This is a genomic window from Variovorax paradoxus EPS, assembly GCF_000184745.1.
GTDB lineage: Bacteria > Pseudomonadota > Gammaproteobacteria > Burkholderiales > Burkholderiaceae_C > Variovorax > Variovorax paradoxus_C.
Genome location: NC_014931.1, coordinates 649025 through 675915 on the forward strand (window position 1 = coordinate 649025; position 26891 = coordinate 675915).

Consider the following 26891-nt stretch of genomic DNA (forward strand, 5'->3'; position numbering starts at 1 on the left):
GCCCCACGGAATGAATACTCCTTCTGAGTTTTTTCGCCCGCGCACGCCTTGCGCGCCCGGGCTTTGTCCGGACATAGAAGGGCCTAGAGCCTCGGGGGCCGATTCATGATCCATATCGCTGTCATCACCCGGCAAGGCGCTCCGGCGGGGCAGCCCATCGCCGCCGATTTCGGGCCCAACGGGGGAACCATCGGCCGGGCCGACACGAACACGCTGGTGCTCGACGATCCCGACCGCACTGTGTCGCGCGTGCATGCCCAGGTGCTGTGCCGCGATGGCCAGTACTTCGTCATCGACCGGGGCAGCAACCCGATGCAATGCAACGGTGTGTCGCTGGGGTCCGGCAAGGAGGCCGCGCTTACCGACGGCGCGCGGCTGGTGGTCGGCAGCTTCGAACTCAGCGTGAAGATGACGGCCGCGGCGGCTCCGCCGTCGCTGGCGATTCCCAACACCATCATGTCGGCGCCCGCCGCCGCATCGGCAGGTGGCGGCGGCGACGATCCGTTCGCGGATCTGCTCGCGGGGCTCGGCTCGCCGCCGGCACCCGCGCCGGCCGCGTCCAGTGCAGTCAAGGCGCCCGCTCCCGCCAGCGCCGATTCGCTGCTCTTCCCCGACCCGATGGCCACCGGCTCCCGCAATGCGCAGGCCGCGCAGGTCGATCCGTTCGCCAACCTGCTCGGGCCCACGCCGAGTTTCGCGCCGGCCGCGGGCCTCGGCGCGCTCGACGATTTCTCGGACCTCGGCGCGCCGCCCGCGCATGGCAAGGCATCGGACATCGACGATCTCTTCGGCGGCATGAACAGCGGCGGCGGCATCGGCGGCGATCCGCTCGCGCTGTCGCCGCTGGCCGATCCGCTGCTGCAGCCGAACACGGCCTCCTCCGCGGACCCGCTGGCCGCATTGCAGAGCGCGGCACCGTCCACGCCGACACCGCGCTCCGATCACTTGCCGATCGACCAGTTCGGCTTCACGCCGCCGAAGGCGGTGACGTCTCCGCCTCCACCACCACCTCCTCCGCCGCCTTCGCCACCACCTGCGCCCGCGCCGGTGGCCGCAGCGCCTGCGGAAGTGCTGCCGCAGTTCGACGACATCACGGGCCAGCCGATCCGCATCAGCGGCCCCGAGGTGGGCAACAGGCCATTGGAGCCGCTGCCTCCGCTGCCGTCGCCACCGCCGCCGCCCGCTCAACGCGCGTCCGCACCGGCCGCGCCGCGCGCCGAGCGCACGGCCTCCGACGACGAACTGCTCGCCGCCTTTCTGCGCGGCCTCGCCAGCACGCACCAGCCGCCCGAGATGCTCACGCCCGGCCTCATGGAGCGCATCGGCTCGATGCTGCGCAGCGCCACCGAGGGCACGCTGCAGTTGCTGCTCACGCGCCAGGAGTTCAAGCGCGAGGTGCGCGCCGAGGTCACGATGATCGCGGCACAGGCCAACAACCCATTGAAGTTCTCGCCCACGGTGGAAGTGGCGCTCGCGCACCTGCTCGGGCCCGGCGTGCGCGGCTTCATGCCGCCGGAGGCCGCGATGCGCGATGCCTTCAACGACCTGCGCGCCCACCAGTTCGGCGTGATGGTGGGCATGCGCGCAGCGCTCGCGCACGTCATCACGCGCTTCGCGCCTGAAGAGCTCGAGAAGAAGATCAGCGCGAAGTCGGCGCTCGACGCCATCTTCGCGGCCAACCGCAAGGCCAAGCTCTGGGACCAGTTCGTCGCGCTCTACGGCGGCATCGCGAGCGAGGCGGAAGACGATTTCCACAACCTCTTCGGCAAGGCGTTTCTCGAAGCCTACGAAGAGCAGATGGCGCGCCTGAAGTCCGACGGACAGTGACGACGCAGTAGAAGAAAAGCAAGAAGCAGCAGAACGACGACCTCGGTCGAAGCCACCACCACAACAACACCAGCCATCGCGAGGCACCCCGCTTGGAAATCGAAATCGTCACGTTGTCCCGACAGGGCGGCCGCACCTACAACGAGGACGTCCATGGCCACTGGCATGACGAGCGCTATGTCGCCTGCCTGGTGGCCGACGGCGCGGGCGGTCATGGCGGCGGCGATGTGGCGGCAGCCACGGCGCGCAGCAGCGTGCTGGGCGGCTTCTCGGCGGCGCCGGGGCTGGACGAGATCACGCTGCGCACGCTGGTCGAGCAGGCCAACCGCGACGTGGTGGCGCGCCAGGCCGAAGGTGGCAAGCTCGCGGGCATGCGCTCCACCGTCGTCTTCGCGGCGATCGATCTCGAGAACCAGGCGCTCGCCTGGGTGCACAGCGGCGACAGCCGCGCCTACCTTTTTCGCGGCGGCGCCATCGTGGCGCGCACCACCGATCACAGCCTGGTGCAGCAGATGGTCGCCGGCGGCATGCTCGACGAGGAGGGCGCGCGCCTGCATCCGCAGCGCAACATGCTGCTCTCGGCACTGGGTTCGATCGAGGAGGCGCCAGACATCGCGGTGTCCGACCGCATGCGCCTCATGCCGGGCGATGTGCTGCTGTTGTGCAGCGATGGCGTGTGGGAGCCGCTGGGCGACGAGTGCCTGGTCGATACGCTGCATGCTTCGCGCACGCCCAGTCAGTGGACCGAGCAGCTCGACACGCAGATCAAGGCGCGCGCCAAGCCGGGCCACGACAACTACACCGCGCTCACGCTGTGGGTGATGCCCGACGAGAACGACGATGACGCCACGCGGTTGATGCCCGAGCCGATGCCGCAGGCAAGGGACGATCAGAACCCATAGTCGAACCAGCTCTGCGGAAGAATGAACTCCCAGTAGTCCTTGAAGAGGCTCTCCGGAATTCCGTTCTTCTTGGCGCTGTTCGAGCGTGCGTAGTTGAGCGCACGGATGTAGGCGTCGCGATCGTTCGCTTCGAAGGCCGATTCGAGCATGCTGGCGCCCGTCCTGAACAGCGGTTTGTACTGCAGGTGCCTGCCCACCTGCGCCGACAGGCATCCATCCAGCCGCAGGCCGCGTTCTTCGGTGAGGTATTGAAAGAACTGGCAATGCAGCCCGAGCGAGAATTCGCGGTCGCGCAGCATGTGCCGGGCGAGTTCGTGGTAGTTGGTCTCCACGCCGGCCCATTCGTAGAAGGCCACCTTCTCGGGGTTCTTCACCTCGAGCTGGCCGAAGCCGACGCCCAGGCCGCTGGGAGTCTCTGCCTGCTGGATGTTGCAGAAGCCCGTTTCCTCGAAACAGATCACGGCAATCATGAAGTAGGAGACCGGGTGATCCTGGGGGTGCACGCGCTGCAGCGTGCTCCAGAAGGTCGGGAAGTCGTAGGCTGCTGCCTGGTTCCAGGCGAATGGCGTTTTCTTGACTTGCATGAATCTCTCCTTGGGAGTTGTTTCTCATGCCGGCCAGGCGGTCGCATCCGGGTGCGCACAAAGCAAAGCCAGGCAGCTCTGCCGGGCTGCCTGGCTGGGCGGGGAGGGACGGGCCCTCAGACCTTCTTGTTGGCTGCGATGTCCCAGCCCGTTTCCTTGGTGCCGTCGCCGGAACCGTCGGCCTTCTGGGGCGTGTACTCGTACTTGAACTTGGAGAAGTTCAGCGTCAGGGTCTCGGTCAGGCGGTCTTCACCGCCGCTGCCGCCGGTCTGGATGCTGCTCACCAGGATGTCTTCCATCGTGAGCTTGACGTATTCGAGCGGCGTGGCGCCGGCCTTGCGCACCACCAGCGTGCCCTTCTTGATGTGCTGGCCATTGCAGCAATCCAGGAGCAGCAGGTGCGAGGAAGAGTCGACGTACTTGGTGATCGAAACGTCCTGCACGCTCACCTTGCCGGCGCCCGAGCCGCCGCCCACGTGGCCGGTGCCGGACTGGCTGGCACCCCAGCTCCAGGCGAGAACGTCGATTTCCTTCTTGTGCGAATCGTCCTTGGATTCGCCGTCGACGCCTTCGAGCTTCAAAAACATGTCTGCAGCCATGATGCTTACCTTTCAGTTGTGTGTGAGTCAGGGAAAAAGGGCTTCCGTGCGGTGCCTAAGCGTTGGTGCCCGGGAGCTATCAGGAGAACGAGCGGAGGGCCGTTTTTTCAAAGACCCTCCGAAGGCATATGCCTTCGTTACTTGCCGCCCTTGGCCGAGGGCAGCTTGGACACCAGCCGCAGCGACACCGTGAGGCCTTCGAGCTGGTAGTGCGGGCGCAGGAAGAACTTGGAGGTGTAGTAGCCGGGGTTGCCCTCGACCTCTTCCACCACCACCTCGGCCGCGGCCAGGGGCTTGCGGGCCTTGGTCTCCTCGGACGAGTTGACGGGATCGCCGTCCACGTAATTCATGATCCATTTGTTGAGCCAGCGCTGCATGTCGTCGCGCTCCTTGAAGCTGCCGACCTTGTCGCGCACGATGCACTTCAGGTAGTGCGCAAAGCGGTTGCAGGCAAAGAGGTAGGGCAGGCGCGCCGCGAGGTTGGCGTTGGCCGTCGCGTCCGGGTCGTCGTACTCGGCCGGCTTGTGCAGCGATTGCGCACCGATGAAGGCCGCGAAGTCGGAGTTCTTGCGGTGAATCAGCGAGAGCAGGCCGGCCTTGGAGAGCTCGGCTTCGCGCCGGTCGCTGATGGCGATTTCGGTCGGGCACTTCTGGTCCACGCCGCCGTCGTCGCTCGGGAAGGTGTGCAGCGGCAGGTTTTCCACCGCGCCGCCCGACTCGATGCCGCGGATGCGCGAACCCCAGCCGTAGAGCTTGTACGAGCGGTTGATGTTGGTCGCCATCGCATACGCGGCGTTGGCCCAGGCGTACTTGCTGTGGTCGGCGCCGGCGGTGTCTTCCTCGAAGTCGAACTCCTCCACCGGGTTGGTGTTGGCGCCGTAGGGCGTGCGCGCAAGAAAGCGCGGCATGCACAGGCCCAGGTACTTGGCGTCGTCTGAATCCCGCAGCGACCGCCAGCCGGCGTACTCGGGCGTGAGGAAGATCTTGGTCAGGTCGCGCGGGTTCGCGAGCTCCTGCCATGACTCCATCTGCATCAGGTTGGGGCTCGCGCCGGTGATGAAGGGCGCATGCGCCGAGGCCGCGATCTTGGACATCTCGCCGAGCAGCTCGATGTCGGGCGGGCTCTGGTCGAAGTGGTAGTCGCCCACCAGCGCGCCGAAGGGCTCGCCGCCGAACTGACCGTATTCCTGTTCGTAGATCTTCTTGAACATCGGGCTCTGGTCCCACGCCGCGCCCTTGAACTTCTTCAGGCTCTTGGCGAGGTCCGTCTTCGAGATGTCCATCACCCGGATCTTCAGGTGCTCGTCGGTCTCGGTGTTGTTCACCATGTAGTGCAGGCCGCGCCACGCACTCTCGAGCTTCTGGTAGTCGGGGTGGTGAATGATCTTGTTGACCTGCTCGGTGAGCTTCGCGTCGATCGCGGCGATCATGGCCTGGATCGACTTGGTCACATCCTTGCCGATGACGGTGCTGTTGCTCAGCGCCTGCTGCGCGAGCGTGAGCACGGCGGCTTCGACGGCGCTCTTGGCTTCGTCGCTGCGCGGCTTGAATTCCTTTTGAAGGAGCGACGAAAAGTCGCTGCCCGCATAGGCAACGTCCTTGAGTGCGCTCTGCTCGAGTGCTTCGGCCATGGTGGTTTCTCCTCGTGTACCGGTAGGTCAGGCGTTGGGGCGTTTGTGTGTGGGTATCAGGCGGCCGGCTTGCTGCCGTCCTCGGGCTTGGCGGTAGCCGCCAGCGACTGCAGGAGGGCCGGGTCTTCCAGCACCTTGGCCAGCAGTTCCTCGGCGCCGTTCTTGCCGTCCATGTAGGTCACCAGGTTGGACAGCTGCGTGCGTGCTTCGAGCAGCTTGTTGAGCGCACCGACCTTCTTGGCGACGGCCGCGGGGGAAAAATCTTCCATGTTCTCGAAGGTCAGTTCGACCTTGAGTTCGCCTTCGCCGGTGAGCGAGTTCTCCACCGCGAACGCGGCGCGCGGCTTCATGGCCTTCATGCGCGAGTCGAAGTTGTCGACGTCGATCTCGAGGAACTTGCGATCGGCCACGGGCGCGAGCGGATCGGTGGGCTTGCCCGACAGGTCGGCCAGCACCCCCATCACGAAGGGCAGCTGGATCTTCTTCTCGGCGCCGTAGAGTTCGACGTCGTATTCGATCTGCACGCGTGGCGCCCGGTTGCGGGCGATGAATTTCTGACTGCTCTTGGCCATGGCGATGCTCCTTGCGGGGGTAAATGGGGCGGTTGGATCAACAGGAAAAAAAGGGGGAGGCGGCGGCTATTCGGACGAACGCTTGCCGGTCACGTTCTCGATCGTGTCCAGCGCGCCGGGCGCGAGGTTGGCCATGATTTCGAGAAAGCTCACGCCGATGAGCTTCTTGGCGCGGTCGATCAGGAGCGGCGCGGGATTGCCGGGCTCGGTCTGTTCGAGAAAACGGATCACGCGGTCCAGCGTCTGCAGTGCGTCCTGGCGGCTCTGGATTTCGCCGCGCGCGGCGGCGGCACGTGGTGCGCCGCCGGCTTGGGTGCCGTCGCCTTCAGCGCCGTCGGCCACGGCTTCATCGGGTGCGCCGATGGCCGCGCTGCAGGCCTTCTGCAGCATGCGGCCGATGCTGCGCAGCGGCGCCAGGTCGATCACGTCGGCACGGCCGGTGCGCTCGACCAAGAGCGCCTGCAGCTTCTCGACCAGGCCGGGCACGCCGATGGCAGCCTGGATCAGTTCGGGCCGTTCGGCATGCAGCGCTTCGAGGCCGCCCTGGATCTGCGCCGGCGAATAGGTGGCGTCGCCGCCGATTGCATTCAATGCGTTGTTGGCCACCGCGATGTCGCGCACGCGGATCGCGCCCACGCCCGGGGCCACGCCCACCTGCGCGTCGTACAGGTCCTTCAGCACCATCGCCTCGTCGCCCAGCGGTGCCAGCGCGTTCAGGCGCATGGTCGGGTCGTTGTCGTCGTCGGCATCGAGCTTTGGATGTATGCCTTCCCAGAATTTGTCGAGCAGGCCGGTGAGCAGCTCGAGCCCGGCGACGAAGCCGGTGATGCCCTGCAGGCGCGTCGATGCGCGCAGCAGCAGCACCGCGGGGCGCACGTCCTTGCTGCGGCGCAGGAGCGCATCGGACTGCTCGGCCACCTGGCGCCACTCCGGCTCCACCGCCGGGATGACGGTGTCGCCGAACTGTTGTTCGGGTTTGCCCTGCGCGGACGTGGTGAGCGCGGTGAAGTCCGCGTCGTACTCCAGATCGTCCCCGCATGGCGATGCCTCGCCAATGGGCGTGAGCAGTGCTTCGACAAGTTCGTGAGTCAGCATGTTGCCTGTTCGAGTTCGCTGGTGATAATCAAAGATGCGTCAGGACCGGTCAATGCAACGAAGGGAATAGCATGCGCACGCTGGGTACACACCATTCGTCCTATGAAGGCTTCTTCGCTGCGGTAACGCGGCGCCGTGTGGCGGGTCTCGGGCTCGCAATTGCGGGTCTGGCAGGGCTTACCCTCGCCGGCTGCGCGAGCAAACCGGTGGTCACGCCGGTGAGCATCACGCTCGTGGCCGGCGCCGATGCCAACCCCGATGCGCGCGGCCGCGCATCGCCGCTCACGGTGCGCGTGTATGCGCTCAAGTCGCCCGGTCCCTTCGAGGGCGCGGACTTCTTCTCGCTGTTCGAGAAGGACCAGGCCACGCTCGGCGCCGAGCTCGTGCAGCGCGAAGAAATGCTGCTGCGCCCCGGCGAAACCAAGAAGCTCGACCTCACGCTGCCGGCCGATGCCAAGTCCATCGCGGTGATGGCGGCCTTCCGCGACCTCGACCGCGCGCGCTGGCGCGAAGTGGTGCCGGTGACCACGGGCAAGCCGCAGACGCTCACGGTCAACTTCGGCGCGCGCCAGATCCGTGTAGACGCCAAGTAAGGACGAGGCCTCGTCGTACTTCATGGCGCACCTGCCGCTGTGTTGGACGACGGACGCCCTGGTCGCACCAGGGGCTGATCGGCCGGCAGGAAGCGCTCGAACAGATCGGTCACGAAGGCCCCGCCAGTTGCATCCGATGCGGCGGCAGTGAAGTAGAGGCCGCGCCAGCGCGGCGCGCGCGAGCCCTTGCCGTGGCTCTCGAACAAGACCTCCGCCACCTCGCGCAATGCGGGCTGCAATCCCTGCACCGCTTCCACGAACCCATGGATCGAGAGCCGCGCCGCGGCCCCGTGCTGCTCGCGCATCAACGCCATGCGAAGGCTCTGCAGTTGCGCGGCGATGGGGTCGAACAGCGTATCGAGCCGATCGCCGGCGGTTGCGCTGGGCGCGGCAAACGGGTCCGGCAGGCGATGGCCCAGCGCCTGCGCCAGCACCTCGGGCGGCAGCGCGCCGCGCAGGGCGGCGTAGCCCGTCAGATGCTCCAGGCCGGTGATGACGAGGTACATGGGCAACTGCAGGCGCAGGGTGTCGCCCGCCTCGTCGATCAGCCGGCGCATCTTCGCGGCAAGGGGGCGCAGGCTGTCGGCGTCGGCCTGCAGCAGCTCGCTCGCGGAGAAGCACGCGACCACGCCGTTGAGCGGCAGGCGGTCGCGCCGCTCGGCCAGCGCCAGCAGCGCCTGCAGCCACAGGGCGCGCGTGCGCGGTGCGCCGGCGGCTTCGCCGACCGCCGCGGGCTGCACCTCGATGGCGGTCAGCGCACCGGTCAGCCACCAGCGCCAGCAGGCCCCATCGTCGGGGGCGCTGTCGGGCCGCGCGAGGCGCTTGCCCTGCGCGGTGGCCAGCAGCCCCGGCAGGTCGGCCGCCGCATCGCCGATGAACAGGAACCACGGCACCGGCGCAGCCGGGTCGTGCGACGACCGTGCGGGCCGCGGCGCCTGCTGCCGCAGCGCCTGACGCGCCTCTGCCATCGATTCCCGCAGCGCCCCGACGGCCGCCTCGTCCGTGGGCGCATCGAGCGTCTCGATGCGGCGCAGCAAGGCACGCCGCCGCGCACCGCGGCCCGCGTCGTGCACCATCGCGCACAGCAGCCCGAAGCCCAGCAGGCACAGCGCGAGCAGCATCCAGAAGAAGTGCGTGGGCGAGGAGAGCAGCGCGGTCATCGCGAGACCGTTTCGAGGAACACGAAATCGGCGATGAGGCGCTCGCTGTTCTTGCTGGCCGCGAGCGCTTCGCGCAGCCGCAGCAGGTAGGCCGAGGCCAGCTCGAAGGGCGGGCGGTCCGAGGTCTCGGTGAATGGCATCGGCGCCGAGAGCACCGTGATCAGGACACTGCCGAACGGCGGGCTCACGAGCCAGCTCGAGGGGATGTCGCGGCCCAGCTCCAGCGTAGCGCCGGTGTGCAGCGTCGTGGGCGCCTGCCCCGCATTGAGGTGCATGACCGAGCCGTCGGCGGTGTAGTAGTCGACCCAGATGTAGCTGTCGTGCCGCGGCGCCACCACCTGCACGCGCACGTTGTCGCCTTCGCGCAGCTGCTGGTTGTGGGCCGTGGGCACTTCCACTTTCAGCCCGTGGCTCTTTTCCTTGTTGCGCGCCTGGTAGGGCTTCAGGATGGCGAACACCTCGCAGTGCGGCCATACGCGCAGGCCCACCTCGACGCGCGGCGAGGTCACACCGGGCATGGCGCTCACTTCGCGCGCCACGCGCGGCAAATCTTCCGGCAGCGAGACGAAGCCGCTCACCTGCGTATGGCCGTCCTTGCCGACCGAGGCCGAGAGGTCGGCGCAGGCATAGCCCTGCAGGTGCGCGTCGATCCGCTGGGTCAATGCGGTCTGCGTCGTCGCGGGGCCGGAGGCCATCAGCCACAGCAGGTACACGAGGGGCAGCAGCAGGGCCAGTGCGGCGCTCGCGCGCAGCAGTGCGCGGTCGCGCCGGTGGGTGTCGTTGGGGCCGCGCGGATCGGCCACGCCATAGGGCTGGGGCGTGATGCGGTCCTGCGCGAGGCTGCCGAGCGCCAACGGCCGCAGCCGCAGCTGGCGCCCGTGCAGGTCCTTGAGCTTGCCCAACTCGCCCTGGTCGCCCTCCTCGAAGTAGTACTGGCCCTTGAAGCCGTGCGCGAGCGCGTGCCAGTAGACCTCGCGCACCTCGTCGTCCTGCGCGGTCAGTGCCGAGAGGTGATGGAAGAACTCGCTGTGCGCGTTGTTGGAGTTGAAGAGCTGCACCTGCAGCGGCGCGGCGCCGGCCTCCGCGCCGGGGTGGCGCGCGAGGATTTCGTCGATCCACGCCACCATCGCGAACACCGCGGATTCGACCTGTGCCGCTGGTGTGCCGGATGCGAGAGCCTGGGCGCGCGCCGCATCGAGCAGGCGGCGCGCCTGTTGCTGCGCTGCGTCATGCGAGAGTGCGGGCCGGCCGGCCGCAATGGATGCGTCCAGCGCGAGGCCGAACGAGAGTGAGGCGGTGAAACAGTCGAGCAGCCGGGGCATGGAGGTGCCCGCTCAAACTTGCATTGCGAAGGATGCCTTGTACCGGCGTCTGCATCGATGGCACATGCCCATGTCCCCGGTTCCTTCGAGTGGGAGTTCATTCTCCAAAGGGGTCGCGGCGGGCGCCATACCGCTTGGGGTCTATGCCGTTGGTGGGGCCGGGCGGCCTTGCTGCGCGGGGCAATCGCCGTTATCTTCAGCAATCGCTGACTTCCACGCAGCTGGAACAACGGAACCAAGCCATGAAAATCCTGATCGCCGACGACCACCGGCTCGTCATCGAGGCGGTCAAAGCCAAGTTGTCGGAACTGGAGCCCGGCATCGAATTCGTCCTGGCGATGAGCGTCGACGAATTGCTTGCAGGCGCGAACGACGACCTCGACCTGGCCGTGATCGATCTCAACATGCCCGGCGCGGACGGCCAGGCGCACATCGACGAAATCCGCCGCCGCCATCCGGCCGTGCCGGTGATCGTGCTGTCGGGCTACGAAGACCCGGCCATCATGCGCAGCGCGCTCGAACGCGGTGTGCTCGGATTCATTCCCAAAGCCTACTCACCCGAAGTCATGCTCTCGGCCGTGCGCCTGGTGCTGGCGGGCGGCGTGTACGTGCCGCCGATGATGCTGACGGCGCTGCCGCCGGGCATCGTGGCCGGCGTGGCGCCGCAGGGCGGTGGTGGCGAGGTGCTGACGCGCGGCGGCGGCGGCGCCGGCCAGACGCTGGAGCACCTGCGCAGCGTGCTGACCGAGCGGCAGGTCGAGGTGCTGCAGCTGCTCTCGCAGGGCAAGCCGAACAAGCTGATCGGGCGCAGCCTGGGCATCAGCGAAGGCACGGTGAAGATCCATCTGGCTGCGATCTTCCGGGCGCTGAATGTGCGCAACCGGACCGAGGCTGTGGTGGCTGCGCAGGCTTTGACCGAGGCGCAGCAGGCTTGAGCCTGCGATCTTTCGGGGCGGGTGCGAAGGCCACCGGGTACTCCCCTCCGCGAATGTCCCCCGGGGCTTCGCCCCTCCTCCTTGATTTCGCTGCGGGGAGCACCCGATGCCCTTCGCACTTGGGCACGCTGCTGGCTGATCGACCGATCAGCGACTGCTCTGAGCTACGCGTTTAGGCTGCTCGCAATGCGGGAGCCGATGGTGCTTCCATCGTGCTGCCGCGCAACCCCATCTTTCTTTCTTCGATCGCTTCGGCGAGAAACTCCGCATCGCGCGCGACGCCCGAAAAGCGGCCCGACCCCCAGGTGTGCAGCCACGGCAGGCCGAGGAAATACAGGCCCGGCTCGTTGGTCACGCCGCGCTGGTGCACCGGTGCGCCGCGGCCGTTGAAGACCGGCGCGTCCACCCAGGCGAAGTCGGGCGAGAAGCCGATGCACCAGACCACGCTGGTGATGCCCCCCGCCGCAAGGTCGAGCCGGGTGCGTTCTTCCGCCGGCTCCCACACGGGCGTGTAGACCGAGGGCGGCGGCGCCTCGAGGCCCTGCGCGGCGATGAACTTGTCGATCGATGCGTTGATGCGGTTGTAGGTGGCGTCGGCGCTGTCGAGGTTCTCGCGCAGGTTGGGCTGCAGCTCGAAGCTGCCGCCGTCGAAGCCGCTCAGGAGGCCATAAAGCTCCATGCCTTCGCGCGCGAAGCGGCGCAGGTCGATGTCGCGCCCGCCGTCGCGGCCGGTCACGTAGTGATTGGTGTTGTCGCGCACGCCTTCGCGCAGCGGGTGCTCGGTGACGGGCATGTCGTAGTACTTCATGTCGGCGAGCCAGTCGACCACTTCGCGGCCGCGGTAGAAGCGCGCGCAGCGCGGCGCGTTGCCGGTGGCCAGGTGGACCTTGCGGCCGGCCAGGTGGAGGTCTTCGGCGATCTGCGCGCCTGACTGGCCGCAGCCCACCACGAGCACCGCGCCCTCGGGCAGTTGCGCCGGGTTGCGGTACTGCGCCGAGTGGTACTGCGCGACGGTGGCCGGCAGCTTCTCGGCCAGGCGCGGCACGATCGGGCGGTGGTAGCCGCCCGAGGCGACGACCACCTGGTCGGCGGTGTAGAGGCCGGTGTCGGTCTGCACCATGAAGCGGTCGCGTTCGCCCGCGCCCTGCACGCGGGACACGCGTTCGACGGTGACGCCTTCGATGGCAGGCGCCTTCACATGCGCGACGAAGCCGGCGAGCCAGTCGTTGATCTGGTCCTTGACCATGAAGCCGTGCGGATCGCTGCCGAGGTAGCCCCAGCCCGGCAGCTGGCACTGCCAGTTGGGCGTGACGAGGCAGAACGAATCCCAGCGCTGGGTGCGCCAGCTGTGCACGAGGCTCCGTTTCTCGATCACCAGGTGGTCGATGCCGCGCTGCTGCAGGCAGTGGCTCAGCGACAGGCCGGCCTGGCCGCCGCCGACGATGACGACGCTGTAGTGGCTGCGTCCGCCGTAGGGATAGGACATGGGGTCTTCTTTCTTTCTCTCTGGATGTGGATGGCTTCGTTCGACAGCGTCAGTCGACGGCGACGACGGTGACCTCGGCATCGGCGATGCCGGTGAAGCGGGCGGCGATGCGCTCGATCTCGGCGAGCTGGTCCATGGCCTGCGAACACGCGAAGCCGTACCTGGCGCGCACGCGTTCGGAGGCCATGCCCAAGGCTTGGCGAGTGCGCTGCAAAAATTCTTCGAGGGCGTAGCGCTCGCCGGGAGCAAAGAACTCCTGCACCACGGACGAGGGCGAGTAGCAGCGCGTTTCGCTGGCGTCGGGCCAGCGCACGTGGAAGTGCATCACGGGCATGCGAGCGCCTCCTGCTGCTGTCGCTGCGGCGGCTGGATGAAGGCGTCGCTGCCGAAGTCCCACAGCAGCGCCTCCTCGCCGTTCGCGCGCAGGCGCACCTGCCGCGTTGCATCGACCTCGCCGACCACTGCGCAGGCGATGTCGCGAGCGGCGAAACGGCTCAGGACCTCCGCCACCTGCGCGGGCTTCACGCTGAGCATGAAGCCATAGCTCGGGAAAGCCGAGAGCCAGCGCATCAGCGGCGCGCCATCCGGCCGCGGCAATGCATCGATGTCGATGCGCGCGCCGACACCGGAGCACTCCAGCAGCATCATGGCCGTGCCGACGGCGCCGGCCATGCTGATGTCCTTCCCTGCGCAACAGAGGCCGTCCTCGGCCAGCGCGGGCAGCACCTCGAGATCCGCACGCAGCCGCGCGGCCGGTGCGGTGGTCGATGCGTTCCAGTACGGAAAGGGCTCCTCGTACGCGCCGCGCAGGTCAGCCGCCATCACCAGCAGGTCGCCGGGCTTCGCATCGAAGCTGGTGAGCAGCTTGCGCGCATGGCCGAGGATCGCGACCGCGAGCTGCGGACGCTCGCTGCGGTTGTTGCTGTGTCCGCCGACGATGGGCACGCCATAGCGCACGGCCGCCTCCGCGAGACCGCGCAGCACGTCGTCGGCCGGGTTCATGCCGGTGCTCCAGAGCGCATCGACAACCGCAGTCGGGCGCCCGCCCATCGCGTAGATGTCGCTCACGTTGACCATCACGCCGCAGTAGCCCGCGAACCACGGCATCCGCACGATGAAGTCTTCGACCAGTCCTTCGATGGCGAACAGAAGGTAGCCGCCATGGCCATCGGGAATCGCGGCGCAGTCGTCGCCGATCGGCACAGCCTGCGCGAGTGCGGCATGGCCACCGGGCAGCGACCGGCCGAGTGCGAAGACCACGTCGCTGATGTCGCGCTTGTGGGCGAAGCCGCGCGTGGCGCGCAGGGCTTCTGCGATGTCGTGGACGCTGGTCGTCATGCCAGCACCTTCGCGCGCGTGACGAAGCCGCTCACCGGGTCGTGGCAAGGCGGATACCAGCCGAGGTCGGCCTGCATGCGCGCATGCGGGCGGCCGTGCACGGCGGTTTCTTCGAGCAGCTGCCAGCCGAGCTTGCGGAACAGCGGCACGTTCTGCATCTGCACCTGCGCGAAGAAAGCGGCGCAGCCCAGCGCGTTGGCGCGCGAGACGGCCAGCCGGATCAGCGTCACGCCAAGATGCCCCTGGCTGCGGAACGCAGGGTGCACCGCAAGGCGAGAACCCCACCATTCGCCCTCCGCCTCGCCGCGATGGATGCGCACCGTGCCCACCACCTGCTCGGGCATGCCGCCGTTGCACGACATCGCGACCAACAGTTGCGAGCGGTCGTCCGTCGCGTCGCGGTCGTCGCGCGCGAAGATGCCCTGCTCGATGCAGAACACCGCGCGGCGCAGCGCCATCGCCTCGTCGCGCTCCCACTGCTGCGCGGCCTCGCGCACCAGGTATTCGACGGGCGCGTAGTGCAGGTCGAGTTCGCTCAGGTCATCGATGCAAAGCATGGTCAGCTTTCGTAGACCGATAGAGACGAGCACGCGCCGCATTTGCCGCAGCCGGCCTTGATATCGGCCGAGCGCAGGCCTGCGGCCACCACGCGTTCGCCGAGCGGCGCGAGCAGCGACTTCATGAACTCGGGCGAGGGCGCGGGATGGTCTTCGAGCGGCGTGCCGCTGATCGGCACGAAGGGCACGACGAAGGGGTACACGCCGCGTGCGAGCAGCTGGTCGCAGGTGTCGAGGATCGCTTCGCGCGTGTCGCCGAGGCCGGCCAGGATGTAGGTGCTGACCTGGCCGCGCCCGAACACGCCGACCGCCGCCTCGAACGCGCTCATGTAGCGCGAGACCGGCACGCTCGCCTTGCCCGGCATGATCCGGTCACGCACCTCGGGCGTCACCACCTCGAGGTGCATGCCGAGCGTGTCGATGCCGGCGGCCTTCATGCGGTGGAACCATTGGTCGTCGTCGGGTGGCTCGCACTGGCCCTGGATCGGGATGTCGACCGCGGCCTTGATCGCGAACGCACTCTCGCAGAGGATGGCCGCGCCGCGGTCGGTGGCATTGGGCGTGCCGGTGGTCATCACCATGTGCTTGACGCCATCGAGCAGCACGGCCGCGCGCGCCACTTCGGCGAGCTGCTCGGGCGTCTTGCGCGCGATGGTGCGGCCGGCCGCGAGCGACTGGCCGATCGCACAGAACTTGCAGCTCTTCTTGCGGCTCTCGTAGCGGATGCAGGTCTGCAGCACCGTGGTGGCGAGCACGTCGCTGCCGTGCAGCGTGGCGATGTGCGAATAGGGCACGCCGTCGAAGGTCTGCATCGCGTAGAAGCGCGGCTGCTTCGGAAAGCTGATGCTCGCGATCGGGATGCTGCCGCGCATCACGCGGCTCATGCCCTCTGCATCGGGCGCTTCCGCCGTGAAGGGCGAGTGCCAGGCGGTGGAGGTGTGGACCGGCACCATGATCGTGTGGCCGTCCACCGTCACGGCCTTGTGGTCCGAAGGGCCCGCGCCGCCGCGGCGGCTTGCGACGCCGGCCGAAGGATCAACCAGCCGCAACCCGAAGGACTGGAGCTCGGTCATCAACTGCCGGCTGTCTTGCTGTTGCTGCGTCGTCGTGGTGGTCATGGTCGGGGCTCCGTGAGGCAAGGGGTTGGGGTTGCGTGAGATGCATCGGCACCGTGGACTGCGCCGGCCGGTCGTTGATGGCGAGCGACAGCAGCTCGGGCCGCGCGTAGTGGCCGACCGAATCCATCATTCGCTTGCGCTTGGCGATGAGCGCCATGTCCATGTCGGCGATCACCATGCCTTCGCCCTCGGTGAGCGGCGGCGCGAGGTGCTTGCCCTCGGGCGAGACGATGGCGGTGTGGCAGCCGCCGCGCAGCGCCTTCTGCAGATTCGTGTCGGGCGTGACCGAGCGGATCTGCTCGTCGGTGAGCCAGCCGGTGGCGTTGACCACGAAGCAGCCCGATTCGAGCGCGTGATGGCGGATGGTCACTTCCATCTGCTCCGCGAAGATCGGCCCGACCAGTGAGCCGGGGAACTGCGCGCAGTGGATCTCTTCGTGCTGCGCCATCAGTGCATAGCGCGCGAGCGGGTTGTAGTGCTCCCAACAGGCGAGCGCGCCAACGCGGCCGATGGCGGTGTCCACCACCTTCAGGCCCGCGCCGTCGCCCATGCCCCAGACCATGCGCTCGTGATAGGTCGGCGTGATCTTCCGGCGCTTGAGCGCGAGCGTGCCGTCGGAGTCGAACACCAGCTGCGTGTTGTAGAGGCTGCCGTGGTCGCGCTCGTTCACGCCGAGCACCACGACCATGTTGCGCGCGCGGGCGCGCTCCGCCACGGCCTGCGTGACCGGGCCGGGCACGACCACCGCGCGATCCACCAGTTGCAGGTGCGGTGCGCCCTGCAGCACCGGCGGCAGCACGAAGCTGAAGTAGGGGTAGTAGGGCACGAAGGTCTCGGGAAAGACCGCGAGCTGCGCGCCCTTGGATGCGGCCTCGTCGATGGCGCTGCACACCCGGTCGAGCGTGCCGTCGGGGCGCTCGAAGTCGGGCGCGATCTGGATCGCCGCGGCACGCACGATGCGGGGTGTGGAAGCCATCGCTCGGGTCCTGCCTTACAGGGTCCAGGTATCGAGGATGACGGCGCCGGCCTTCTTGTGCAGCAGCACGAGGTCGAGCACGTCCAGCGGGTTGATCGGCGTGATGCCCTCGATCAGCGCGCCTTCGCCATGGCCGTACAGCGCCTGCAGCGCGAAGCGGCAGGCGTACACCTTGCCGCCTTCTTCCATGAACTTGCTGATCTGCTTGTTGAAGTTCTGGTGGCCCGGAAAGGCCTCGTCGCCCAACGTCGGAAAGCCGCGCTGCACGCCCAGCGTGACGCCGGGGCCGTAGAGCAGCACCGAGGTCTCGTAGCCCTTGCGCCGCAGGCGCGTGGCCTGCAGCAGGTTCACGAAGCCGATGGAACCTTCGAAGGCGACGGTGTGGAAGGTGACGAGCGCCTTCTCGCCAGGGTCGGCCTTGACGTCTTCGAACACCTTCTCTTCGTAGTCGACGAGGAACTCGCCTTTCTCGTTGCGGGGGCGGGTGACTTTGGGCATGGGGGACTCCGGTTGGGTGGTTGGACACGCAGGTCTTGCGTGCCTTTTCCTTCGCAGGCGATGTGCCAGCGCGCGGGCGGGTGCGTGCGATCAACGCGCGATCAATGCGCAGTGGTGCGGGGCGCGCGCGGATAAAAAATTTTCAGACGGTCGCCACGGTGGGTACGCAGAGCGCCGGGCGAACGGTTTTTGCACCGCGACGACGCATTCGCCATGCGATCAATGCACCCGATCAAGGGGGTTGATCGCACCTGATCGAAGCATCGGACGCCTCTGGAGCGGGCGCGATTCATGCGTGTTGATCGGTGGCCCGATGCAATCAATGGATGCAATCAACTCCGCACGATGACCACGATCACTGCCCATTGGAAGAAGCAGCTGCGCAACAGCGACCGGCCTGCCTACCTGCTGCTGGCCGAACTGATCGCCGACGACATCAAGACCGGGCGGCTGGGCGTGCGCGATCGCCTGCCCACGCTGCGCGAGCTCGCGGCCGACCTCGACCTCAACTACACAACCGTGGCGCGCGGCTATGCCGAAGCACGCAAGCGCGGCCTCATCGATTCGCGCGCGGGCACCGGCACCTTCATCCGTTCGGGCAGCCCGAGCCTGCGCCTGCGCGGCGGCAGCGGCGCCGAGATGACGATGAACATGCCGCCCGAGCCCGACGACGAACACCTGATGGCGCGGCTGCACGAGAGCGCGAGCCGCGCCTTCGCCGAGATCGACTTCCACGACCTGCTGCGCTACCAGGACTTCGGTGGCACCGCGCACGACCGCGAGGTGGCGATGCAGTGGCTGCGGCCGTTCGTGCCGCACGCGAGCGTGGACCGCATCCTCGTGTGCCCCGGCATCCACGGTGTGCTCACCGCGTTGTTCTCGCAGCTCGCGCGGCCGGGCGAACTGATCTGCGTGGAGTCGCTCACCTACCCGGGCGTAAAGGCCATCGCGGCGCAACTGGGCGTGCAATTGCATGCGCTGCAGCTCGACGACGACGGCCCCATCGCCGATGCCTTCGAGCACGCCTGCAAGACGCTCAAGCCCAAGGCGCTGTACTGCAACCCGACGCTCTTGAACCCGACCGCCGGCACCGTGTCGCGCGCTCGCCGCGAGGCGCTCGCCGACGTGGCCCTGCGCTATGCGATTCCGATCATCGAGGACGACGCCTACGGCATGCTGCCGCGCCAGACGCCCGCCACCATCGCCACGCTGGCACCCGCGCTCACCTATTACGTGAGCGGGTTCTCCAAGTGCTTCGGCGCGGGGCTGCGCAGCGCGTATGTGTGCTCACCGACGGTCGTGCAGTCGCAGCGCCTCGCGGGCGCGATGCGCGCCACCACCGTCATGGCCTCGCCGATCACCAATGCGTTGACGACGCTGTGGGTGGAAGACGGCACGACCGAGGCGATGCTGCAGGCGGTGCGCGCCGAATCGGTGGCGCGGCAACTGCTCGCGATGCGCCATCTGGGCGACAGCGGTCTGCAGGCGCACCCTGAAGGCTTCCATGCGTGGCTGCCGCTCACGCCAGGGTGGAGTCCGGTGGAGTTCGCGTCGTACCTGCGCACGCAGAACGTGGGCGTGGTGGCGAGCGCGGCGTTCTCGACCGACGGCGATCCGCCGGACGCGGTGCGCATCTGCCTCGGCGGGCCGATGTCGCGGGAGCAGTGCGACCAGGCGCTGCGGCTCATCGCGGACACGCTGGCGCATCCGCTGCATCCGCACGCGACGCTCAGGACGGGCGGTGGATGAAGCCTTGTGACGGGGCGATCCATTCGATGGCGTCGTTCTTCCCGGTCGTCACCACGTCGCGGCCCGTGAAAAGCATGCGCTCTTCGACCAGAAGAAAGCTTGGCGTGCCGCCGCCGCTCTTCAATATCTGAAGCGTGGCGCCGCCGAGGTCCAGCGTGCCATCGGGCCAGTTGGATTGCGCCGTGACGGTCCAGCGCACCGGACCGGGCGCGACGGCGCGTAGGGCGTCGTCCAGGATCGCGGCGCCGATCAATGCCCAGCCTTCCGATCCGCCGACGAGATAGCTGTTGTCGCCGGCGTTGCCCACCACGCGGATCGCCCGTTTGGACAGCCGGGTGACAAGGCCGGCTTCGAGCGCATAGCGCGCATCGCCGCGGCCCTCGGGATCGAGGTGGCCGATCTCGTCATACGCGGGCTCTTCGATGTTCACGGCGCGGCGGCCTTCGGAGCCGTCCGCGAGCCTCGGCATGTTCAGCGGAATCTCGCGCAACTGCCGCGCGTGCGCCATGAATTCGTCGGCGCGCTGGAAGGCATCGAGCTGCTGCAGCACGCGCCGCGTCACGTTCATCAGCTTCAAGCCGCGCGCCGGGTCCAGCGCATCGGCCGGGCGCAGCCACATGTGTTCGACGGTCTCGCGGCCGTCCGGCTGCACCTCTTGCCCGGCGGGCATCAGCGCGACGAAAAAGCGCGTGTCGAAGCGGCGCGGCATGCCGGGCGGCGTGAGCCAGTGGCCGAAATAGACGACGCGGTCGCCGGCGAGGCACCAGCCGCGCTGCCTGCACATGGCGAGCAGCGCATCGGTGCCTTGCTCGGCGGCATCGCGCATCGTGGCGAGTTCGCCGGAGGGCAGGTCGAGCAGTTGAACCGGAAGGTTCTCGGCATCGTTCGCGAAGAGAAGACCGGCCTCTTCGAAGCACTCGCGGATGGCGGCCGCGTAGAAGTCGAGTCCGCCTTCGGGCACCGCGAGGCGCGCGCTGGCCGTGGCGTCGTCGAGGCCGGCGCACAGCGCATGCAGGTGGCGGTCGTGCGCATCGAGCACGCCGCCCGGGAAAACGCTGGCGCCGCTGTTCTGGTCATTGGCCTTCTCGGCCCGGCGCAGCATCAGGGCTTCGAGGCCTTCGCTGCCGTCGCGCAGGACGACCAGCGTGGCGGCGGTGCGGATGGGGCGGGGTGTGGGAATGGGAACGGGAGCAGGGGCGGGCGTCGTGGCGGTCATAGCGGCGCTATTGTGAACGCGTGAATGCGCGGACGCAGCCGCCGCGAACCAGCCCGCCGCGCTCTACTCCAGCGAGATGCTGTTGTCCTTGACCACCTTGGCCCAGCGCTTCGACTCGGCCTCGATGACCTGGGAGAAATCCGCCGGCGAGCCGCCCACCGGCACCAGCCCGAAGTCGCTCAGGTACTGGCGGTACTCGCCCGACTCCGCGATGCGGCGCGACACCGCACCCAGCTGGTCGATGACCGATTGCGGCGTTCCCTTGAGCGCGAAGACGCCGTGCCACGAATCGCCTTCGAAGCCTGGAAAACTCTCCGCCACGGTCGGCACCTGGGCCAGCGAGTCGAGCCTGCGGACACTGGACACGGCCAGGGGCCGGACCTTGCCTGCCTTGATGTAGGGCAGCACGTCCGCGATGGGCGAGAACGCCACGTCCACCCGGCCGCCGATCAGGTCGGTCAGGCCGCCGTCGCGATAGGGAATGTGGTTGAGCGCCAGCCCCGCGCTGTTGGCGAAATAGGCCATCGACATGTGGGGCACGGTGCCCATGCCGTAGGACGCGTAGCTCACCTGGCCGGGCTTCGCCTTGGCCGCCTTGATGAGGTCGGCCAGCGTCTTGTGGGGCGACTCCGTCGGCACCGAAACCACGAGCGGGATGGACAGCATGCGCGTGACCGGCACCAGGTCCTGCGGCTGGTAGGGCAGCTTCTTGTACGCAAAGGGATTGATCGTGACCGTGCCGCTCGCGGTGTAGAGCAGCGTGTAGCCGTCCGCGGGCGCAGCGACGGCGGCCTGCGTGCCGACGATGGTCGATGCGCCGGCCCGGTTTTCCATGATCACCGGCTGCTGCAGTTGCTTGCTCACCCGGTCGCCCCAGTAGCGCGCCATCACATCGGGCGCGGTGCCGGCGGGGAACGGCACCACCAGCCGGATGGCCTTGGTGGGGTAGCGGTCCTGTGCGTGTGCGGAAGCGATGGCGAGCAGGCCGAGCAGGGCGGCCGTCGTGGCTGATCGCAGGCGAGTGGCTGGGATGCGGTGCATGCTTGTCTCCGTTGTAGTTCGATGCGGGGGATTGCATCGCCTATCCGGTACGGCGCCAAGCTTGGACGCGGGAAACACTTTTCCAGTGTGCGGGGGGGTGGCGCGGGAGCAGGCATTCACCTGTGCCGCCCACTGCCCTCGCTCAGGCCGGGGTGGGGTCCAGCCGATAGCCCAGGCCGCGGACCGTCTGCAACAACGCCACGGGATGGCCGTCGTCGATCTTGCCGCGCAGGCGCCGCACATAGACGTCGACGATGTTGGTCAGCGGATCTTCGTTGGTGCCCCAGACATTGGAGAGGATGCGTTCGCGGCTGTAGACCCGGCCGGGCGCGGTCATCAGCAGCTCGAGGAACGCGAGCTCCTTGGCGGTCAGCGCCACGGGCTTGCCGGCCCGCGTCACCGACATGCGCTCGCGGTCGAGCACGAGGTCCGCCACCTGCAGCGTGGTGGCGCGGGGCCGCATTTCGCGGCCGCGGCGCAGCAGCGCCTCGATGCGCGCGAGCAGCTCCTCGAAGGCAAAGGGCTTGGTGAGGTAGTCGTCCGCGCCCAGGCGCAGGCCGCTCACCTTGTCCTGCGTGTTGCTGAGCGCCGTGAGCATCAGCACGGGCACGTGGTGGCCCTCGGCGCGCAAGGTCTGGCAGAGCTCCAGGCCGCTCAGGCCGGGAAGCATCAGGTCGAGCAGCAGCAGTGAAAGGTCGCTGCCGCGCGCCAGAGCCAGGCCTTCGGGTCCGGTGCGGGCCAGCTGCACGCGGTAGCCCTCGGCGCCGAGGCCTCTCTGTAAAAAGTCGGCGACGCGCGCGTCGTCTTCGACCACCAGGATGTTCATGTTTGTTGTGTCTGGAAGGAGAAATGGCACGGCAGCTCGACCCATACGGTCGTGCCCTGCAGCGGAATGCTCTCGAGCCGGATGCTGCCGTGGTGTGCATGCACGATGGCCTGCGCAATGGACAGGCCGATGCCGGTTCCGTCGGCGCGATGCACGCGCGCCCGGCGGCCGCGCACGAACCGGTCGAACACCTTCGGCAACTCATCCGCATCGATGCCGATGCCCTCGTCGACCACGCGCACGCGCACGCGGCTGCGTTCCTCTTCGTCTTCGCGAACGAGTTGCCAGCTCACCCGCACGGTGCCGTCCTGGCGCGAGTAGCGCACCGCGTTGTCGAGCACGATCACGAGGGCCTGCCGCAAGCGGTCGGCATCGGCTTGCAGCACGACCGGGGGCGTGCCGACATCGATGGCTTCGAGCAGCACGCGAACCTCATGGCGTGCCCCCAGCGCGCTGGCCATGTCGGTGACATCGCCAAGAAGCTCCGGCAGATCGACTTCGCCGAACCGCATCGCCAACTGATCGGCCTCGGCCCTGGCGACCAGCAACAGGTCGTCGATCACGCCGGTCAGTTGCTTCACGCCGCCCACGATGCGCGTCAGCGTTTCCCGGTATTCCATCGGCGGCTTTTCCGCGCCGCGCAAGGCGATCTCGGCTTCGCCGCGAATCGCCGTGGCGGGCGTACGAAGCTCATGGCTCAGGTCGGCCAGCAGTTGGCGGCGCCGCTGGTCGACCTGTTGCAGCGTCTCGTGCGCGGCGCTCAGTTCGCTGGTGCGTTCCAGCACGGCCTCTTCGAGGCGGCGGCGCGCGGCGTCGGCGTCCTGCCGGTGGCGCTGCAGTTCGGCCGCCATCGAGTTGAAGTGCTCGGCGACATGATCGAACTCGTCGTGCGAGCCGAGGGCGATGCGGTGGTCGAGCGAACCGGCCCGCAGCGCCTGCGTGCCCGCGAGCAGGCGGTCCAGCGGACGTTGCAGCCGCCGCTTGAGGTAGAGCGCAAGCACGATGGCCGCCGCGAAGGTGATGACTGCCAGGCCGATGGACTGCTGGCGCAGCTGGTCCAGCCCGCGCTCGGTGGCGGCGCGGGCCACGGGCACCACGTTGCGCTGCCGTTCGATGGCGCCGTTGATCAGTTCGCGCAGATCGCGGCCGCGCGCCTTGTCGAACACCTCATTGAGTTCCTGCCAGACGCTGGCGAACTCGGCGCCCCGCTCCAGCGGCGCGAGCTTCACCAGCCGGGCCCTGACCGCTGCGATGTTGTCGTCGAGCAGGTCGCTGACCGCGGCGAGCTGATCGATCTCGGGCGGGATCGGCGTGCCCTCGCGCGCCGAAATTTCACCCCAGAGCGCCAGGTCGCGCCGGGCGAGCTGACGCAGGGTTTCGGTGCTGGCCTGCATGCGCGCCAGCTGGCTGTCGCGCACCTCCGGCGAGGCGTTCGCGTCCATCAGTTGCTGGGAGGCCCACACGCGCAGCCTTTGCTTGCTGGCCGACAGCTCCAGCAGTTCCGAAAGGATGTCGCTGGCCAGGCGGCTGTGCTGCGCGTAGTCGTTGACCCGGTTCGATCCCCAATAGACGAAGCCGGCTTGAACGCAGACCAGTGCAACGAGAACGGCGAATGCGAGGGACAGGCGGAGGCGGAACATGGCGAACTTTAACGGCACCAGGTCGAACCGCAGATGAATATCGGATGAAGCCGCGGCCGCCACTTATCGCCGTGCGTTCCGGTTCCTCCAGCCAGATGTCTGGCCCGGCAGCGTTCAGTGCTCGTGAGGAAAAAGCCGCTCGATCGGGCAGTGCGTCTTGATGAACGGCGACTTGATGACGATGTAGCTGAAGTACTTCGAGATGCCGATGTTGCGTTCGAGCAGGCCCTCGATCACTTCCTGGTAGTGGTTCACGCCGCGGGTGAGAAAGCGCAGCAGGTAGTCGTAGCCGCCGCTGACCAGGTGGCATTCGAGCACCTCGTCGACCTCGCGGATCGCGGCCTCGAAGCGCACGAAGTCTTCGCGGTGATGGTCCTGCAGCGTGACCTCGGTGAAAACCGTCAGCGTGTCGCCGAGCTTCTCGAGCCGCAGGTGCGCGCCATAGCCGGCGATGTAGCCGGCCTGCTCCAGCCGCTTGACGCGGATGAGGCAGGGGCTGGGCGACAGTCCGACCGCGTCCGCCAGGTCGACGTTGGTCATGCGCCCGTTCTTCTGCAACTGGGCCAGGATGCGCAGGTCGAGTCGGTCGATCTTGAAAGCTTCTGACATGGCGGAGCCCGATTACAGGAAAGGTCCGATTCTGCGTCGTCGGCCGGTGATTAAGGGAGGCTTTGCGCGTCTTCCTGTTCAGGCCGCCAGCGCGGCGCGAACGTCGGGTGCCTCGAGCACTTCGTCGAGCGTCTTCTTCAGCCGGGCGAAGAGCTGCGCGAACTCGTCCTCGGTGAAGGTGAGCGCGGGCGCAAAGCCGAGGATGTGGTCGCCGAAGGAGCGGAACACCAGGCCGTTGCGGTAGCCGGCGGCAAAGATGCGGTCGGACAGCCCCAGTGCCGCATCGAAGCCGCGCTTGCTGGCCTTGTCGCTCACCAGCTCCAGCGCGCCCAGCAGGCCGCGGTGGCGCGCATCGCCCACCAGCGGATGCGTGCGCAGCCCATCGAGCCCGGCCGCGAAATGCGCGGCGCCGCGGTGGCCGTTGGCGAGCACGCCGCCTTCTTCGTAGAGCCGCAGCACCTCGAGCGCAACCGCGGCGCCCACCGGGTGTGCCGAATAGGTGGCGCCGTGGCCGATGGACGCACCGGCGGGCGCGCCATCGGCGATGCCGGCGTAGACCTTCTCGGACATCATGGTGGCGCCCATCGGCACATAGCCGGCGGTCAGCCCCTTGGCCATGGTCATGAGGTCGGGCTCCACGCCCTCGGCCTCGCAGGCGAACATCGGGCCGGTGCGGCCGAAGCCGGTGATGACTTCGTCCACGACGAAGAGGATGTCCAGGTCGCGCGCGGCCTCGCGCATGGCCTTCAGCCAGCCCACGGGCGGCACGATGACACCGCCCGAGCCCTGGATGGGTTCGCAGAAGAAGGCCGCCACGTTGTCCGCGCCCAGCTCGGCCACCTTGGCGCGCAAGGCCGCGACCGACGCGGCGATCAGCGCTTGCGGGTCGGCGCCATCGGCACGGCGGTAGGCGTAGGGCGACGCGATGTAGTGCTGCGTGGGCAGCGGCAGGTCGAAGCCGCGATGGAAGGCCGGCAGCGCGGTGAGCCCCGCGCCGGTGGACGACGAGCCGTGGTAGCCGCGCTCCAGCGAAATGAACTGTTTCTTGGAGGGCCGGCCGGTCGCGTTGTAGTACTGCACGATGAAGCGCACGGCGGCATCCACCGCTTCGGAACCGCCCAGCGTCAGGTACACGCGCGTCAGCGACGCGGGCGTGATCTGCACGAGCTTCTCGGCCAGACGGATGGCCGGCTCGCTGCTGAAGTGAAAGTAGCCGGTGGCATACGGCAGCCGGCGCATCTGCTCGGCGGCGGCTTGCACCACGCTCTCTTGCCCGTAGCCCACGTTCACGCACCAGAGGCCGGCGAAGGCATCGAGCAGTTCGTGGCCGTTGCCGTCGGTCAGCCAGGCGCCGCGGCCCGAGGCCAGCACGGTGGGGCCGCGCTGCTCGTGCACGCGCCAGGGCGAGACGGGGTGGATGAGGTGGGCGCGGTCGATCGCGTCGAGCGCGGCGTGGTGAGGCAGTGCGGTGGGGTGCGTCATGGCGGTGTGTGTGAAGGCGAGAGCAAAGGAGGCTGTCGATGCCCTCAGCTTAGGCCGCGCATCGCGCGAGGTGGTGCTGCTTTGGGGGTGCTCGGCGAAGCAGGCTGCGGTTGTGTGCGGCGTCGGCAGCAGATCGTGCGGTCGGTCTTTTCGGCGTCTCGATGGGCGCTTCGATGGGGCGCGTCGATCGACGGCTCAATACCCGTGCGCGCGATCGACCAAGCCGACCATCGGCTCGCCGGCGTCGAAGCGCGCGAGGTTGTCGAGCAGCGCCTCTGCGGCGCTCAGCGGCTGCGTCATGCTGGCGATGTGCGGCGTGAGCCGGATGCGCGGATGGCGCCAGAAGGCATGTTCCGGCGGCAGTGGCTCGGGGTCGGTCACATCGAGCACCGCATCGCCGATCTGCCCGCTGGCAAGGGCTGCGAGCAGGTGCGCGTCCACCAGTTGCGGACCGCGCCCCACGTGCACCAGGCCCGCGCCCGCGGGCAGCAGCGAGAACAGCCGCGCATCGAGGAAGCCGCGTGTCGAGTCGGTCAGCGGCAGCAGGCACACGAGGATGTCGGTGCGGGCCAGAAAGGCCGGCAGCTCATCGGCACCGGCGTGGCATTGCACGCCGTCGACCGCATGCCGCGAGCGGCTCCATCCCGCGCAGTCGAAGCCCAGCGCGACGAGCTGCGCCAGCGCGGCCTGCCCGAGCGAGCCCAGCCCGAGCACACCGATGCGCCGCTCGCCGGCGGGCAGCACGGGCAGCGGCTTCCACACGCCTTCGTCCTGTTGGCGCTGGTACTGCGGCATGTTGCGATGCAGGCCGAGCACCGCATGCGTCACGTACTCGACCATGCCGCGCACGATGCCGGGCTCGACCATGCGCACCACCGGCAACGCGGGCGGCAGCGCCGCGAAGTCGAACTGGTCGACGCCCGCGCCCGAGGAAAACAGCACCTGCAGGTTCGGGAAGCGCTCCGCCATGTCGGGCGGTGGCTCCCAGGCCGCAAGAAAGCGCACCTGCGCCGGATCGCCGACATCGGGCCAGATGCGAAAGTCGATATCGGGCCGGCGGCGAGCGAACACCTCGGCCCACTGGCGGCCGCGCACGGGGTCGGACTTGTAGAGGAGGGTCGTGGTGTCCATCGGT

Annotated in this window: 26 protein-coding genes; 5 read left to right on the top strand and 21 right to left on the bottom strand. The window is 68.2% G+C overall.

Translation table 11 applies throughout. The features are described 5' to 3' along the window. Positions 1-105: 105 nt before the first annotated feature. Positions 106-1827, top strand: a complete 1722-nt coding sequence (gene tagH, locus VARPA_RS02890) for a type VI secretion system-associated FHA domain protein TagH (protein WP_013539048.1) — start codon at positions 106-108, stop codon at positions 1825-1827. Positions 1828-1919: 92 nt separating this feature from the next. Continuing rightward, positions 1920-2729, top strand: a complete 810-nt coding sequence (locus VARPA_RS02895; protein WP_013539049.1) for a PP2C family protein-serine/threonine phosphatase — start codon at positions 1920-1922, stop codon at positions 2727-2729. On the opposite strand, the gene VARPA_RS02900 is transcribed toward VARPA_RS02895, so the two are convergent. The 5 genes from VARPA_RS02900 to tssA all read right to left on the bottom strand — a co-directional run bounded on the left by VARPA_RS02900 (position 2717) and on the right by tssA (position 7210). Continuing rightward, complete coding sequence (locus VARPA_RS02900; protein WP_013539050.1) at positions 2717-3313, bottom strand: hypothetical protein; 597 nt, start codon at positions 3311-3313, stop codon at positions 2717-2719. The two genes, VARPA_RS02895 and VARPA_RS02900, sit on opposite strands and share 13 nt — an antisense overlap. 116 nt (positions 3314-3429) lie before the next feature. After that, positions 3430-3912, bottom strand: coding sequence for an Hcp family type VI secretion system effector (locus VARPA_RS02905; RefSeq protein ID WP_013539051.1), 483 nt, complete (start codon positions 3910-3912; stop codon positions 3430-3432). Between the two features lie 137 nt (positions 3913-4049). Beyond that, positions 4050-5543, bottom strand: a complete 1494-nt coding sequence (gene tssC, locus VARPA_RS02910; protein WP_013539052.1) for a type VI secretion system contractile sheath large subunit — start codon at positions 5541-5543, stop codon at positions 4050-4052. Between the two features lie 56 nt (positions 5544-5599). Further along, positions 5600-6115, bottom strand: coding sequence for a type VI secretion system contractile sheath small subunit (gene tssB / locus VARPA_RS02915; RefSeq protein WP_013539053.1), 516 nt, complete (start codon positions 6113-6115; stop codon positions 5600-5602). Positions 6116-6181: 66 nt separating this feature from the next. Continuing rightward, positions 6182-7210 (bottom strand): type VI secretion system protein TssA, encoded by a 1029-nt coding sequence (gene tssA, locus VARPA_RS02920; protein ID WP_013539054.1) that lies wholly within the window; start codon positions 7208-7210, stop codon positions 6182-6184. 71 nt (positions 7211-7281) lie between these two features. Between tssA and tssJ the strand changes: the two genes are divergently transcribed. After that, the gene (gene tssJ, locus VARPA_RS02925; RefSeq protein WP_013539055.1) at positions 7282-7803 is read left to right on the top strand and encodes a type VI secretion system lipoprotein TssJ; all 522 of its coding nucleotides are present in this window, start codon (positions 7282-7284) and stop codon (positions 7801-7803) included. Positions 7804-7823: 20 nt separating this feature from the next. On the opposite strand, the gene VARPA_RS02930 is transcribed toward tssJ, so the two are convergent. Both VARPA_RS02930 and VARPA_RS02935 read right to left on the bottom strand, forming a co-directional pair. Further along, positions 7824-8963 (bottom strand): type VI secretion system protein, encoded by a 1140-nt coding sequence (locus VARPA_RS02930; protein WP_013539056.1) that lies wholly within the window; start codon positions 8961-8963, stop codon positions 7824-7826. Continuing rightward, positions 8960-10285, bottom strand: coding sequence for a DotU family type IV/VI secretion system protein (locus VARPA_RS02935; RefSeq protein ID WP_013539057.1), 1326 nt, complete (start codon positions 10283-10285; stop codon positions 8960-8962). The genes VARPA_RS02930 and VARPA_RS02935 overlap by 4 nt, the downstream gene beginning before the upstream one ends. 242 nt (positions 10286-10527) lie before the next feature. Here VARPA_RS02935 and VARPA_RS02940 point away from each other — a divergent pair, with 242 nt between their 5' ends. Continuing rightward, positions 10528-11220 (top strand): response regulator, encoded by a 693-nt coding sequence (locus VARPA_RS02940; protein ID WP_013539058.1) that lies wholly within the window; start codon positions 10528-10530, stop codon positions 11218-11220. A gap of 172 nt (positions 11221-11392) precedes the next feature. On the opposite strand, the gene VARPA_RS02945 is transcribed toward VARPA_RS02940, so the two are convergent. Genes VARPA_RS02945 through VARPA_RS02975 form a run of 7 tightly spaced genes read right to left on the bottom strand, consistent with a single transcriptional unit; the run spans position 11393 to position 17193 of the window. Further along, positions 11393-12706, bottom strand: coding sequence for an MSMEG_0569 family flavin-dependent oxidoreductase (locus VARPA_RS02945; protein WP_013539059.1), 1314 nt, complete (start codon positions 12704-12706; stop codon positions 11393-11395). 49 nt (positions 12707-12755) lie between these two features. After that, positions 12756-13040 (bottom strand): MSMEG_0570 family nitrogen starvation response protein, encoded by a 285-nt coding sequence (locus VARPA_RS02950; RefSeq protein WP_013539060.1) that lies wholly within the window; start codon positions 13038-13040, stop codon positions 12756-12758. After that, a complete protein-coding gene (locus VARPA_RS02955) occupies positions 13031-14044 on the bottom strand; it encodes a sll0787 family AIR synthase-like protein (RefSeq protein WP_013539061.1) in 1014 nt (337 codons plus the stop codon). Before VARPA_RS02955 ends, VARPA_RS02950 begins: the two co-directional genes overlap by 10 nt. Further along, a complete protein-coding gene (locus tag VARPA_RS02960) occupies positions 14041-14601 on the bottom strand; it encodes an MSMEG_0567/Sll0786 family nitrogen starvation N-acetyltransferase (protein WP_013539062.1) in 561 nt (186 codons plus the stop codon). The genes VARPA_RS02955 and VARPA_RS02960 overlap by 4 nt, the downstream gene beginning before the upstream one ends. Before the next feature lie 2 nt (positions 14602-14603). Next, the gene (locus tag VARPA_RS02965; protein ID WP_013539063.1) at positions 14604-15674 is read right to left on the bottom strand and encodes an MSMEG_0568 family radical SAM protein; all 1071 of its coding nucleotides are present in this window, start codon (positions 15672-15674) and stop codon (positions 14604-14606) included. Then, positions 15637-16695, bottom strand: a complete 1059-nt coding sequence (locus tag VARPA_RS02970; RefSeq protein WP_013539064.1) for a Nit6803 family nitrilase — start codon at positions 16693-16695, stop codon at positions 15637-15639. The genes VARPA_RS02965 and VARPA_RS02970 overlap by 38 nt, the downstream gene beginning before the upstream one ends. 15 nt (positions 16696-16710) lie before the next feature. After that, entirely contained in the window at positions 16711-17193 is a 483-nt protein-coding gene (locus tag VARPA_RS02975; protein WP_013539065.1) for an MSMEG_0572/Sll0783 family nitrogen starvation response protein, read from the bottom strand. Between the two features lie 345 nt (positions 17194-17538). Between VARPA_RS02975 and VARPA_RS02980 the strand changes: the two genes are divergently transcribed. After that, entirely contained in the window at positions 17539-18942 is a 1404-nt protein-coding gene (locus VARPA_RS02980; protein WP_013539066.1) for a PLP-dependent aminotransferase family protein, read from the top strand. Here the strand turns inward: VARPA_RS02980 and VARPA_RS02985 are convergent. The 7 genes from VARPA_RS02985 to VARPA_RS03015 all read right to left on the bottom strand — a co-directional run bounded on the left by VARPA_RS02985 (position 18923) and on the right by VARPA_RS03015 (position 26887). Then, on the bottom strand, positions 18923-20158 hold the full coding sequence (locus VARPA_RS02985) for an NUDIX hydrolase (RefSeq protein ID WP_013539067.1): 1236 nt from the start codon (positions 20156-20158) through the stop codon (positions 18923-18925). The two genes, VARPA_RS02980 and VARPA_RS02985, sit on opposite strands and share 20 nt — an antisense overlap. A 63-nt stretch (positions 20159-20221) precedes the next feature. Continuing rightward, a complete protein-coding gene (locus tag VARPA_RS02990; RefSeq protein WP_013539068.1) occupies positions 20222-21199 on the bottom strand; it encodes a Bug family tripartite tricarboxylate transporter substrate binding protein in 978 nt (325 codons plus the stop codon). Between the two features lie 142 nt (positions 21200-21341). Continuing rightward, complete coding sequence (locus VARPA_RS02995; RefSeq protein WP_013539069.1) at positions 21342-22025, bottom strand: response regulator transcription factor; 684 nt, start codon at positions 22023-22025, stop codon at positions 21342-21344. After that, complete coding sequence (locus VARPA_RS03000; protein WP_013539070.1) at positions 22022-23665, bottom strand: sensor histidine kinase; 1644 nt, start codon at positions 23663-23665, stop codon at positions 22022-22024. Before VARPA_RS03000 ends, VARPA_RS02995 begins: the two co-directional genes overlap by 4 nt. Positions 23666-23779: 114 nt before the next feature. Then, positions 23780-24274 (bottom strand): Lrp/AsnC family transcriptional regulator, encoded by a 495-nt coding sequence (locus VARPA_RS03005; RefSeq protein ID WP_013539071.1) that lies wholly within the window; start codon positions 24272-24274, stop codon positions 23780-23782. 78 nt (positions 24275-24352) lie between these two features. Next, positions 24353-25756: an aspartate aminotransferase family protein gene (locus VARPA_RS03010; protein ID WP_013539072.1), complete on the bottom strand. Its 1404-nt coding sequence runs from the start codon at positions 25754-25756 to the stop codon at positions 24353-24355. 195 nt (positions 25757-25951) lie between these two features. Further along, the gene (locus VARPA_RS03015) at positions 25952-26887 is read right to left on the bottom strand and encodes a 2-hydroxyacid dehydrogenase (protein ID WP_013539073.1); all 936 of its coding nucleotides are present in this window, start codon (positions 26885-26887) and stop codon (positions 25952-25954) included. Between the last annotated feature and the right edge of the window lie 4 nt (positions 26888-26891).